Raw genomic sequence first — 12,424 nt, forward strand, 5'->3', positions numbered from 1 at the left:
GTAAAAATGAAATTGAAAAAAACATTCACACTCTTCTCGTTAATGATGGCAGGCGCCAGCATGACAGCTTGCACTGGGCAAGATAAGGTGGCAAACGTGAGCGCTGAGCAAGAAATTTGGCCAAACATCGAAACGGGCATTGCTGCAAATCCAGAAATGGAAGCAAAAATTGCGAAAATGCTGGCAAATATGACCCTTGAGCAAAAAATTGCGCAAATGATCCAGCCAGAAATTCGCGATATTACCGTTGAAGATATGCGCAAATACGGCTTTGGTTCTTACCTTAATGGCGGTGGCGCATTTCCAAATAATGATAAGCATGCCAGTGCCGCAGATTGGATTGATCTTGCTGAAAAAATGTATCAAGCCTCAATTGATGACTCGCTTGATGGCAGCTCAATTCCGACTATGTGGGGCACCGATGCCGTGCATGGTCACAATAATGTTATTGGTGCGACACTATTCCCACATAACATTGGTTTAGGTGCAACAAACAACCCTGAGTTAATCGAAAAAATTGCCGCCGCTACTGCACAAGAAGTGATGGTAACAGGCATCGATTGGGTATTCGCGCCTACGGTTGCGGTTGTTCGTGACGACCGTTGGGGCCGTACTTATGAAGGTTATTCTGAAGACCCTGAAATTGTGAAAGCATATTCAGCAGCCATTGTTAAAGGGTTGCAAGGTGCGGTTGATGACGACTTTTTATCAGATAAGCGCGTGATCAGTACCGTTAAACACTTTTTAGGTGATGGCGGTACCGAAGGCGGTGATGACCAAGGTAATAACACAGCATCTGAGCAAGAGTTATTTGATATTCATGCGCAAGGGTATGTGGGCGGCTTAGGTGCTGGCGCACAAACTGTAATGGCGTCATTTAATAGCTGGAATGGTGAAAAAATTCACGGTAGCAAATACCTACTTACTGACGTACTAAAAGGCAAAATGGGCTTTGATGGTTTTGTAGTTGGTGATTGGAACGGTCACGGCCAAATTCCAGGTTGTACTAATGGCAACTGTGCACAAGCAGCAAATGCCGGTCTTGATGTGTACATGGTGCCAACAGATGCATGGAAACCTCTTTACGAAAACCTTATCAAACAAGTTAAAAGTGGCGAAATTGCGCAAAGTCGCATCGATGATGCTGTAACACGTATTTTACGTGTGAAAATGCGCGCAGGTTTGTTTGATAAGCCAAGCCCTGCTAAGCGTCCGCTTTCAGGTAAAACAGAGATCATTGGCAGTGCGGAGCATCGCGCAGTTGCAAAGCAGGCAGTGCGTGAATCACTGGTTCTTCTGAAAAATAAACAACAATTGTTACCGCTCGCACCAAGCTCAAACGTATTAGTTGCCGGTCAAGGTGCTGATAACATTGGTATGCAGTCAGGTGGTTGGACAATCACTTGGCAGGGTACAGGTAACGAGAATAGCGACTTCCCGGGTGGTTCTTCAATTTTTGATGGCATCAAAAATACGGTTGAGCAAGCCGGTGGTCAGGTTCAATACAATATAAATGGCGAATTTGAAGCTAAGCCAGATGTTGCGATTGTTGTATTTGGTGAGCAACCGTATGCAGAAGGTAATGGTGATTTAGATAACCTTGAATACCAACGCGGTAATAAAACTGATTTAGCCTTACTTAAAAAGCTAAAAGATGCCGGTATTCCTGTGGTGTCGCTATTTATTAGTGGCCGCCCAATGTGGGTGAATGCAGAGCTCAATGCCAGTGATGCCTTTGTCGCAACTTGGTTACCAGGTAGTGAAGGTGATGCAATCAGCGATGTTATCTTTAAAAAGCAAGATGGTTCTATCAATCATGACTTTAAAGGTAAGTTATCGTTCTCATGGCCAAACAACCCTGTAGGTAACCAAAACCGTGGCGATAAAGATTACGCGCCACTGCTGCCTTATGGCTTTGGTTTAACTTACCAAGATAAAAACACATTAGCAGATGACTTAAGCGAAAAATCACAAGTCGCCGCTAAATTAGAAGACTTAGTACTATTTGAGCGCGCCGTAAAAGCGCCATGGTCACTGCAACTACAAAGTGGTTCTGAGCTCCAAGCCATGACTAGTAGTCGTGCAGCCCTTAACGCTGTTAGCGTAAAAACCTTTGATAAAGATGTACAAGAAGATGCGCGCGCAATCAGCTTTAACGGTAAAGAAGCGGCTGCGGTTCGTTTAATGGCTGCGTTCCCGTCGGATCTTCGTTCATACGTTGAAAAAGCGGGGCAGTTAGAAATGCAAATTAAGGTAGACCAAGCTGCTGATGCGCCGCTGATGCTGGGTATGCAATGTGGTGAAAACTGTGACGGTCAATTTGATATTAGCAAACAGGTTAAAGCAGCAAGTGATTGGCAAACCCTGACAATCGATTTGAGCTGCTTTGCTGAGCAAGGTGTGCAACTTGGACAAGTGTTCTCACCTTGGCAGCTAGCCACTGAAGGTGCATGGCAGGTATCGATTGCTAAATTGAATGTGACAACCTCGAAGAAAAACGATACTGCTATTTCTTGCAACTAACTTTTTTCTCCCTTAATGTTCCTCATGGCTAACAGTTGCTGTCGCATCTGTTAGCCTTTTTTATGTAAAGCCATTATTTGGTATAAATTACTTAACGGAGGAATAATGCATAAGGTTAGATTTGCAGATAAAACGTTTTTACCTAGTAAAATCATTTGTGTTGGCCGCAATTATGCAGCGCATATTGCAGAGCTTAACAACGAAACGCCTACAAATATGGTGCTGTTTGCAAAACCAAATAGTGCGATCACCGATTCTCTCAATAGTGAACACTTAGGTGAGACTTTACATTACGAAACAGAGCTTTGTTTTTTAGTTAAAAATAAGCAACTGGCTGCGGTTGGGCTTGGGCTTGATTTAACCAAGCGAGACCTACAAAGCAAGCTTAAAGAAAAAGGCCTCCCCTGGGAGCGCGCAAAAGCATTTAATGGTTCAGCGCTTTTTACTGAGTTTGTTGCTGTTAATTCCAACTTACATTATCAATTTAGTCTAAAGATTGATGATAAAGACACTCAACTAGGCGATACAAAGTTAATGCTGCATAACGCAGAGCAAATCTTAACTGAAATCAGTGAATTTATGGACCTAGAAGATGGCGACATCATTATGACAGGCACGCCTGAAGGTGTAGGGAAGGTTGTCGCTAATTCAACCTTTGTGGTAACACTTATGGATGGTCAGCAGGCGTTGCTATCTCATCAGTGGCAGGCTCTTTAAGCGGGTCTAAAATGTAGCGCTGATAATAGGTTGAAAATTCAGGAAAGCTTTGTTCGAGCCAAACTCGTTGACTTTGCTGATATCTCTCGCTTGGCAATACTTTGCTTTTCAGCGCTTCATTAATTTTTGCTAGCACTTTTTCGGCATAATTATTAGGTGCGCTTGTCGAGCAGCCTATGGAACCAAAAACCACATTCTGGTCTGGGTTGGTAATTTTGAGCTTTTGAATATCCTGTTGGTTTTGTTGATTGTAATAATCAGCAACGTACGGGTAATCAATGGTGTAATCAATGTAGCCATGCTCTAACTGTGATAGCAAAGCAAAAATAGGACTACTGCCATTACCACTTAGTGCTGCACTTTCGTAAAGCTTGGTATTTTTTGCAATCTTATCTAATTGACTGCCAAATTTACGCGCATCGTTTTGACCATAAATGAAATTGGCATCAGTCAATAATGAGACTAATGAAACTGGGTTACCGTGTTTTTGCTTAATCTTCAGTGCTTTTTCTTTGGTACTTAATACGCTAAACGGTGGGTACACTGTGGTTGGGATTGAGTAGGTAGCACGGTTGTTTTTTTTATCACGATGGATCATGCAAGCATAGCATGCCATTTGTCCGTCACTGAGATATTTACTGCCACGTTTTTGCGGCAACATCACTTTGCTGTGGTTAATGTCAGGTAATGCTTCAATCAACATATCGGTAATTTCATTGCACAGCCCACCATGGGGGGTAGCGTTACTTTTCTCGATATAGAAAGGCTTCGCATCATTTTCAAGCCAGGTAATAGAGAGCTTGTCGGAGGCATGAGTAATTGGAGCAAGTAAAACCCCTGCAACTACGCATACTACTTGTTTTATGTATTTACTCATTAACAACCTACATAGTGAAACTCTATGAATAACTATACACTAAAGTATGGGTAAAGTTGTAGGTAGAGTATAAAAATGATGAATAAGTATTAATAAGCCTGTCAGGTAACAGGCTTATACTAATGCAAATAATTGCTTAGAAAGGCATAGGATAGCGGGTAAATACATCAGCGATTTTATCGTTAGCTTCATCGCTTAATTGCACTGAGAAAGCATCGATATTTTCTTTTAACTGCGCCATTGAGGTTGCACCTATAATTGTAGAGCTTACGCCATCCACTTGATCACACCAAGCCAATGCAAGTTGTGAAGGTGTTAAATTAAAGGCGTTAGCAATTTCAACATATTCAGCAATCGCAGCCCGTGATTGTGCTGTGTCTCTAAATAAGCCATTACGTTGCACTAGCGTCCAACGACTACCTTCAGGGCGAGCACCATTTAAGTACTTACCACTTAGCATGCCGCCACCTAGTGGTGACCAAGGTAGGTAAGCAATATCTTCATGAATACATTGTTCAATTAAATACGGCCAATCTTTGGCGTGCAATAAACTAAATTCGTTTTGAATCGATACCATGCGCGGAAGGTTATGCTGCTCACTTAAGCGTAAGTACTGGCTGATGCCCCAAGGTGTATCGTCTGATAAACCACAGTGCTTAATTTTACCAGCCTTGATACAGTCATTCAGACCTTCAAGAATATCTAACATGCCAGCGATATTTTGTTCAGTGTCAGCCTCAGAGAAGCACACTTTACCTGGCCACTGTTTACCAAAGTGCGGTGATGTACGGTTAGGCCAATGTAATTGGTATAAATCGATAACCTCAGTTTGTAAGCGTTTAAGAGATGCATCAACGGCTTCAACAATGGCTTGGCGAGTAATATCGCCGGCATCGCGTACCCAAGGTAAGCCGTTACCCGCAATTTTAGTGGCAATGACAAGATCATCGCGTTTGTCTTTATTACGCGCTAACCAATTACCAATGATCTCTTCTGTCTTACCATAGGTGTCTGGAGAAGGTGGTACGGCATACATTTCGGCGGTATCAATAAAGTTAACGCCCTTATCTAATGCGTAGGCGATTTGTTCATCGGCATCGGCTTGGTTGTTTTGCATACCCCATGTCATGCTACCTAAGCAGACACGAGATACATCAATACCACTTCGACCAAGTGGGCTATAAAGCATAGTAGATCCTTGTTAATCGCTAGAATGGGCTTTAAGTGCAGTTAATAACTCATCATTTAACTGCGCTTTTTTACCCGTTTTAAAATTAAACATAACCACTTGTGATGAGCCAATGGTTGTTACTGCGTCTTGGCTTTCACTAAATACAGTGTAATGCATCATAAAACGATCTTGTTCAATGTCACTAATCTTTACACCAACATGCACAGTATCAGGAAATGTCACCGGGCGTTTATAGCGGGCGTTGTTTTCGCTGATCACCGGACCTACACCTGTTACTTGTAAATCTTTAAGAAAGCCGAGTTGAGTAAAAAAATCGATACGGGCTGTTTCAAAGTAGCGAAAATACACCACATTATTGACGTGCTGCAGGGCATCCATTTCGCCCCATGCAACATTAATTTTTGTTCTGATAGGGTGTTGTTCTATAAACGATTGCATAGTAAATCTTCGTTGATTGTGAGAAATCTTAGGTTAGCAATATGCTGCTTTTAGCTCAAGGAAATTAGAAAGCTCAGTAGATTGTGCTAGATTTATAAGTTCACGCTTACGTAAAGTGTGAGCAAAATGAACACACATTAAAGGACCTTAATTATGCAGCAACTAACCTTGAGGGTGATAAAGTGGATTGCACTTTTCATCTTGCTAGCTCTAGCTTTGCTCTGTTATAGCATGGGCACAATGTCAGGATTTATCGCTTTAATTGTCGTGGGCTTGTTATTAGAAGCCGCGTTTTGGTTATTTGGTTCACGGCTTATTAGCCGTAAAAAACCAAACCAACAAACAAGCCAAACCTCTTAGCTTGCACTCTCAGGAAGTTTAAATATAATAACTGTATATATAAACAGTTGTTGTATTCCTGATGAAAAAATTCATTCACATCGATATGGACTGCTTTTATGCAGCCGTTGAGATGCGTGATAACCCCGCGCTTGCCAATGTGCCACTGGCTATAGGTGGTAATAGTCGTCGCGGGGTGCTTTCAACTGCTAATTATATTGCCCGTAAATATGGTGTGCGCTCGGCGATGTCGAACTATCACGCCAAACAACTGTGCCCCGATCTGGTTATCGTGCCCGGACGAATGCAGGTTTATAAAGAAATCTCCACGCAAATTCGCGCCATTTTTGCAAAGTACACCGACCTTATTGAGCCGTTATCGTTAGATGAAGCCTATCTTGATGTAACCGACAGTACCGCATGCAAAGGCAGTGCAACACTCATGGCTCAGCAAATCCGCCAAGAAATCTATGACACCACCGGACTAACGGCCTCAGCGGGCGTCGCGCCAATTAAGTTTATTGCCAAAATTGCCAGCGATGAAAACAAGCCTAATGGTCAGTTTGTGGTATTGCCCGATCAAGTTGATGACTTTTTGGCGAGTTTACCGCTTGGCAAAATTCCTGGCGTAGGCAAGGTGACATTAGAAAAGCTGCAACTTAAAGGGCTTTACACAGGGGCTGATGTGCGTGCGAAAGGGGTTAATTGGATGCAGCAGCACATTGGTAATTTTGGCGTGTCTTTATATCAAAAGTGTGCAGGCGAGTACGTTGGCAAAGTGTCAACTGAGCGAGTACGAAAGTCACTCAGTGTTGAGCACACCTATGAATACAATAAAAATAACTTAGATGAGTGTCTAAGTCAGTTACCCCGCTTGATGGATGAATTAACTCGTCGTCTTGATAAACAACAATTAAACAACCGCATCAATAAATTATCGGTGAAGGTCAAGTTTGCCAATTTTGTCGTGACCAGTGCCGATCAAAGCCACCATCAATTAGACGAACGCATTTTTGCTGAGTTAATGAGTAAAGCTTATGAGCGAGGTAACAACCAGCCAGTACGCCTGTTAGGAATAGGTGTCGGAATAAAGAGTCAGGCTCACGAGCATTTTCAGCTGAGTATATTAGACTAAAGGTTAACACCTTGGTGCTTGAAAGTTTGTTAGTGTCTAGTTGGGGTGCTAGGCCTGCCTAGTTCAACACCTTAGACAACATTATAACTTAATAAGAGAGATGACTATGCAATCGGTCGTAATCGTGCTGCTCGGAATAGTCGGTATGTTGTTCGGATGGTTCTTTTATTCGAAATTCATCGCCGAAAAAATATTTAAAATGGATGATAATTTTGTCACACCAGCTCATGAACTTGAGGATGGTGTGGATTATGTGCCAACTAACAAAGTTGTGTTATGGGGCCACCATTTCACCTCTGTTGCAGGTGCTGCGCCAATTGTTGGCCCTGCCATTGCCGTATACTGGGGCTGGGTGCCTGCGGTACTGTGGGTAGTATTTGGTACTATCTTTTTTGCTGGTGTTCACGACATGGGCGCTCTATGGGCCAGTGCGCGTAACAAAGGCAAATCAATGGGCGCTTTATCTGAAAGCGTAATTGGTAAACGCACCCGTGCATTATTTATGATTGTGGTGTTCTTAGTACTACTGATGGTGAATGCGGTATTTGGTGTGGTGATTGCCAAGTCATTTGTATCGCAACCCAACGCGGTATTTCCAGCTTGGTCAGCGATTGTCGTGGCCTTAGTTATTGGTCAGTTGCTACGCCGTAAAGTGTCGTTAATTCCGCTTTGTTTAATTGGTGTGGGAATTCTTTATTACACCATTTACCTTGGTAGTGGCATGCCGATTTCATTACCTGATGAAATGTTTGGCTTAAGTGCGAATGCGAACTGGATCATCATCTTATTTATCTATGCAGCCATTGCTTCATTATTGCCAGTATGGATGCTTTTACAGCCACGCGACTTCATTAACGGTATGCAGTTATTGGTTGGTTTAGTATTACTATATGGTGCGGTTTTTGTGTCAATGCCGGATATCACAGCGCCTGCGTTTAATACTCAAACGGCGGTTGATACACCAAGTATAATTCCATTGCTATTTGTGACCATAGCTTGTGGTGCGGTATCGGGTTTCCACGGTATTGTGTCTTCAGGTACCAGTTCTAAGCAGCTTAACAAAGAAACCGATGGTCGCTTTGTGGGTTACTTAGGTGCAGTAGGCGAAGGTATGCTTGCGCTTATTACACTAGTTGCAGTAAGTGGTGTTGCACTTGCGGTATCTCCTGAAGAATGGCACGAAATTTACAGTCACTTAGGTGCCGGTAGTGTGAGCGCCTTTATTAATGGTGGTGCTAACTTAATTGAAAGTGGTTGGGGTATCTCGCAAGAGGTGGCATCAACTTTACTTGCCGTAATGGTGGTCTTGTTTGCGGGGACTACGATGGACTCTGGCGTGCGCCTGCAGCGTTATATCATTCAAGAGTGGGGTGATATTTATAATATCAGCATCATTCGTAATGGTATTGTAGCCACACTCATTGCAGTACTTAGCTGTTTACTGCTTGCTTTTGGTGCTGGTGGCGCTGACGGTAGCGGCGGTATGATCATTTGGCCATTATTCGGTTCGACTAACCAGATCTTAGCCAGCTTAACCCTACTGGTTATCTCGGTAATGCTTATTAAAGCGAATCGCCCGGCTAAATACACCTTGATCCCAATGAGCTTTGTACTAGTTATGGCGTTCTTTGCTGGGGTTATTAAACTGGGCGAGTACTACCAACAAGGTAACTGGTTACTAGTGACACTTGATTTGTTAGTACTGGTTGTGAGCGTACTGGTTATGCTTGAGGCTTGGTCTGTAATTGTTAAGCATCGTAAAGACTCAGCACACATTACAGAGCAGTAAACTTAGCTTGCCAGCCATATCGTAAGCTGTCTTACTTGGCTGGCAATAGCGCTCTAAATCAATGATAATAAGGTCCTATGTTTCTAACAGCAGGACCTTTTTTATGGCATACCCTCATGCAGTTGCAGCCCCGCAATTAGCGGATGCAAATCACGATGCATTGATTATTATCGGTGATGATTTTTCTTCTTTAGCAGATGCAAGCTTAAGCCAAGCTATTAGCGCTCAACAAGCTGTAGACGCACGTATTGGCAAACAAGTGACATTACTTGTTATTGACTCTAAACGCGTTATTTTAGCGCCTACAGGCCCTCTAAATCGTGATTATGATGATGTACGTCGTTACTTTGATGCCGCGAAGCAAGGTGTACTAGAGGCGAAAGCATCGGGTAGCACTCAGCCTGCAATTTTACTTGCTAACGTAAATCAAGATAGCCGTTACAAGCATGCCCTTGAAGTGGCTTATTTAGGTGCTTGCCAAGCGCTTTGGCAACCACTTGAGGCACGTGAGTTTCACGGCCAAGCGATTGAACCAATTAGCCAAATTAGCCTAGTGGGTGCAGATGAGGCAATGAGCAAAGCGCTTAATGCTATTGCTGCAGGTCAATATGCTGCACGTGATTTATGTGGTACCGAACCTGAGCGTATGGCACCACCTCGCTTTGCTGATTACTGCGTTGAGTTATTTGCTGATAGTAAGGTGTCTGTTGAAGTGATTTCAGATATCAACACTATCGATAAAGATTACCCAATGATGAGCACCGTAGCGCGCGCATCTTACGCTGTTGAGCGTCATCACCCACGTGTTGTAAAACTAGAATACGTGCCTGAAGGCGACGTTGAGCGTACCTTAATGTTTGTTGGTAAAGGTTTAGTTTACGATACCGGTGGTGCAGACCTTAAAGTGGGTGGCTTTATGGCAGGTATGAGCCGCGATAAAGGCGGTGCAGCTTCGGTTGCTGGCTTTATGAAATCTGTGGCTGACTTTGCACCAAAAGGCGTAAAAGTGATTGCTTACCTAGCCGTAGTTCGTAACTCAATTGGTTCTGATTGTTTTGTTCCTGATGAAATCATTACCAGCCGTGAAGGTGTGCGTGTTCGTATCGGTAATACAGATGCTGAAGGCCGTTTAGCAATGGGTGACCTATTAAGCGAAATGAAAGATCGTGCTTTAAACGAAGTAAATCCAGAGCTATTCACTGTTGCAACACTAACAGGCCACGCAGCTCGTGCGATGGGTCCTTACAGTGCGTATGTTGAAAATGGTCCAGCTCGCGCAGCGAAAATTTCACGCCAAATTGCTGACTTAGGCGATTTATGGGCAGATGGCGCCGAAGTATCTCGTAGCCGCCGTGAAGATTATGACTTTATTCGTCCTCGCACGTTAGCTGACGATGTATTATCAAGTAACAATGCCGCTTCTGCAGTGACAGCTCGTGGTCACCAGTTCCCAATGGCATTCTTAGCGATTGTTGGTGGTTTAGATAAACATGGTACTGAATCAGCGCAACCATTACCGTATGTTCATATGGACATCGCAGGTAGCGGCGTAGAAGGCGGTGATTGGCAACATGGTAAGCCTACCGCAGCAACAGTAAGCAGCTTATTCGCTCGTTATTGTTTATAAGCTAGAAGCTATAAGTTTTTAGTTTTAAAAGCCCCGCACTGCAATGCGGGGCTTTTTTGTGGTGTTAGTCGAGCTTGAAGCGGTTAACGACATCACTTAACGCTTGCGAGCTTTGTTTTAAGTTTTCACTGGCGTTCGAGAGTCCTTCGGTATTCGACAGTGATTGTTCGGTTGATTGTGAAAGCTCATTAATCCGTAAATTAACCTCATCTGCGGCGCTGGTTTGTTGCTCTGTAGCGCGGGCTATTTGGCTGTTCATATCTTTAATAATAGAGACAAGTCGCTCAATCTCACTCAATGAACTATTTGCTTCACCTGCTTGTGAAACCGTTTCAGTTGATAACTGTTGGCTTGCCGATACAGCATCAACAGCAGCTTGTGCGCCTGTTTGTAGTTTACTGATCATGGCTTGAATTTCATCAGTACTTTTACCTGTGCGACTTGCTAATGTACGCACTTCGTCAGCCACTACGGCAAAGCCTCGACCTTGTTCACCAGCACGGGCCGCTTCAATGGCAGCATTGAGAGCCAGTAAGTTGGTTTGCTCAGCAATACTTCGGATAACATCAAGTACTGAGCCAATGTTGTTACTCTCTGCAGCAAGATCCGCCGTTACCTTACTCACTTGTTCAATATTATGCGACAGGGTCTCAATGGCGGTGATAGTCTTGTTAAGAACCTGCTTGCCCGCTTCAGCATTTTGCGCTGCTTCATTAGCGGCATGCTCAGCTTGGTCGGCATTTTGACTAACATCGTGAATTTGATGGGTCATTTGTTCCATCGCGGTTGCTACTTGTGTTGAGCTGTCGTTTTGTAGCTCAATAAAGGAGTGATTGGTTTTACTGGCATCATCAACGCTATGGGCAAACTGATTTACTTGCTCGGCATTGTGGGCAACATGTTTCAGTGACTCACGCATTTTTGCGGTGTACAAGTTAAAGTAGCGCGACAAACGAGACACTTCGTCATTGCCATTTTCATCAAGCTTTTGGGTTAAGTCGCCTTCACCTTGTGAGATGTCTTTCATCATGTCGGCGGCAAGTTGGGTTGGGCGAAGAATACTATTGGCAATTAGGTAGCTTAGCGCAACCAGTAGGGCAATGATCACCACTGCGGTGATAATGACATGAGTACGAAGCGAAGAGAATGCCTCTTCAATGGTATCAATGTAGACACCAGAACCAACAATCCATTGCCATTTATCAAAGCCTTTTACGTAGGCAATTTTATCAACCGGCTTATCTTTACCTGGCTTTGGCCACTTGTAGGGAATAAAACCTTCACCTTGTTTTTTGACGATATTAACCATATCGACAAATAACAACACGCCATCTGGATCTTTACTGCCCGCTAGCGATTTACCATTTAATTCGGGCTTAAATGGGTGCATGACCATCACGGGTTGATAGTCGTTGATCCAAAAGTAATTGCTGTTGTCATAACGTAGTGCAGAAATTGTTTCGAGGGCTGCTTGTTTGGCTTGTTGCTCACTCAGCTTACCTTGCTCAAACAACGCATAATTATGCTCAATAATAGAGTAAGCTGACTCAACAAGGTTTTGGGTTTTTATGTATTGCTCTTGCTTTAGCGAGCTGTATTGCTGAGTTAAACTCGAGACGCTTAAAAATATCAGCCCTATTACGACCACACTCACTAACATGGCGAGGCGCTGAAAAATTGTAAAACGGCGTAAATTCATGTGTATTCCTTCGTCATGCCCATAGGAGCAATGTATTAAGCGTAGCTAAAATAGGTCGAAAATCTAGTTAAATAGTAGAATACATTGA

General features: G+C 43.4%; 10 protein-coding genes. 6 read left to right on the top strand and 4 right to left on the bottom strand.

Going from position 1 to position 12,424, the window contains the following annotated elements; genetic code table 11:
• The first annotated feature begins 6 nt into the window (after window positions 1-6).
• Both NFU46_RS18180 and NFU46_RS18185 read left to right on the top strand, forming a co-directional pair.
• A complete protein-coding gene (locus tag NFU46_RS18180) occupies window positions 7-2,523 on the top strand; it encodes an exo 1,3/1,4-beta-D-glucan glucohydrolase (RefSeq protein WP_251603852.1) in 2,517 nt (838 codons plus the stop codon).
• Window positions 2,524-2,628: 105 nt separating this feature from the next.
• Window positions 2,629-3,240 carry a fumarylacetoacetate hydrolase family protein gene (locus NFU46_RS18185; protein WP_251603854.1) on the top strand — a complete coding sequence of 204 codons (612 nt, stop codon included), beginning with the start codon at window positions 2,629-2,631 and terminating at the stop codon, window positions 3,238-3,240.
• On the opposite strand, the gene NFU46_RS18190 is transcribed toward NFU46_RS18185, so the two are convergent.
• From NFU46_RS18190 to NFU46_RS18200, 3 genes are all read right to left on the bottom strand, one after another.
• Window positions 3,191-4,117 (bottom strand): ABC transporter substrate-binding protein, encoded by a 927-nt coding sequence (locus NFU46_RS18190; RefSeq protein ID WP_251603856.1) that lies wholly within the window; start codon window positions 4,115-4,117, stop codon window positions 3,191-3,193. The genes NFU46_RS18185 and NFU46_RS18190 overlap by 50 nt on opposite strands.
• 136 nt (window positions 4,118-4,253) lie before the next feature.
• Window positions 4,254-5,306, bottom strand: a complete 1,053-nt coding sequence (locus NFU46_RS18195; RefSeq protein WP_175080259.1) for an aldo/keto reductase — start codon at window positions 5,304-5,306, stop codon at window positions 4,254-4,256.
• 12 nt (window positions 5,307-5,318) lie between these two features.
• Window positions 5,319-5,747 carry a thioesterase family protein gene (locus tag NFU46_RS18200; RefSeq protein ID WP_058586547.1) on the bottom strand — a complete coding sequence of 143 codons (429 nt, stop codon included), beginning with the start codon at window positions 5,745-5,747 and terminating at the stop codon, window positions 5,319-5,321.
• A gap of 153 nt (window positions 5,748-5,900) precedes the next feature.
• On the opposite strand from NFU46_RS18200, the gene NFU46_RS18205 reads away from it, so the two are divergent.
• The 4 genes from NFU46_RS18205 to NFU46_RS18220 all read left to right on the top strand — a co-directional run bounded on the left by NFU46_RS18205 (window position 5,901) and on the right by NFU46_RS18220 (window position 10,637).
• Window positions 5,901-6,107 (top strand): hypothetical protein, encoded by a 207-nt coding sequence (locus NFU46_RS18205; protein ID WP_054562678.1) that lies wholly within the window; start codon window positions 5,901-5,903, stop codon window positions 6,105-6,107.
• A gap of 61 nt (window positions 6,108-6,168) precedes the next feature.
• Window positions 6,169-7,221: a DNA polymerase IV gene (gene dinB / locus NFU46_RS18210; RefSeq protein WP_054552593.1), complete on the top strand. Its 1,053-nt coding sequence runs from the start codon at window positions 6,169-6,171 to the stop codon at window positions 7,219-7,221.
• Window positions 7,222-7,327: 106 nt separating this feature from the next.
• A complete protein-coding gene (locus tag NFU46_RS18215) occupies window positions 7,328-9,010 on the top strand; it encodes a carbon starvation protein A (protein WP_063529047.1) in 1,683 nt (560 codons plus the stop codon).
• A gap of 103 nt (window positions 9,011-9,113) precedes the next feature.
• Window positions 9,114-10,637 (top strand): leucyl aminopeptidase family protein, encoded by a 1,524-nt coding sequence (locus NFU46_RS18220; protein ID WP_175083269.1) that lies wholly within the window; start codon window positions 9,114-9,116, stop codon window positions 10,635-10,637.
• Between the two features lie 64 nt (window positions 10,638-10,701).
• Here NFU46_RS18220 and NFU46_RS18225 read toward each other — a convergent pair whose 3' ends face one another.
• Window positions 10,702-12,336, bottom strand: coding sequence for a methyl-accepting chemotaxis protein (locus tag NFU46_RS18225; RefSeq protein WP_175083270.1), 1,635 nt, complete (start codon window positions 12,334-12,336; stop codon window positions 10,702-10,704).
• Window positions 12,337-12,424: the final 88 nt, after the last annotated feature.

Source organism: Pseudoalteromonas sp. NCCP-2140, from assembly GCF_023708065.1.
Taxonomy (GTDB): Bacteria; Pseudomonadota; Gammaproteobacteria; order Enterobacterales; family Alteromonadaceae; genus Pseudoalteromonas.

Coding starts and splice junctions, on each gene's coding strand:
- NFU46_RS18200 (WP_058586547.1), bottom strand. CDS start 5,747: ATGCAATCGTTTATAGAACAACACCCTATCAGAACAAAAATTAATGTT.
- NFU46_RS18225 (WP_175083270.1), bottom strand. CDS start 12,336: ATGAATTTACGCCGTTTTACAATTTTTCAGCGCCTCGCCATGTTAGTG.
- NFU46_RS18180 (WP_251603852.1), top strand. CDS start 7: ATGAAATTGAAAAAAACATTCACACTCTTCTCGTTAATGATGGCAGGC.
- NFU46_RS18205 (WP_054562678.1), top strand. CDS start 5,901: ATGCAGCAACTAACCTTGAGGGTGATAAAGTGGATTGCACTTTTCATC.
- NFU46_RS18185 (WP_251603854.1), top strand. CDS start 2,629: ATGCATAAGGTTAGATTTGCAGATAAAACGTTTTTACCTAGTAAAATC.
- NFU46_RS18195 (WP_175080259.1), bottom strand. CDS start 5,306: ATGCTTTATAGCCCACTTGGTCGAAGTGGTATTGATGTATCTCGTGTC.
- NFU46_RS18190 (WP_251603856.1), bottom strand. CDS start 4,117: ATGAGTAAATACATAAAACAAGTAGTATGCGTAGTTGCAGGGGTTTTA.
- NFU46_RS18215 (WP_063529047.1), top strand. CDS start 7,328: ATGCAATCGGTCGTAATCGTGCTGCTCGGAATAGTCGGTATGTTGTTC.
- NFU46_RS18220 (WP_175083269.1), top strand. CDS start 9,114: ATGGCATACCCTCATGCAGTTGCAGCCCCGCAATTAGCGGATGCAAAT.
- dinB (WP_054552593.1), top strand. CDS start 6,169: ATGAAAAAATTCATTCACATCGATATGGACTGCTTTTATGCAGCCGTT.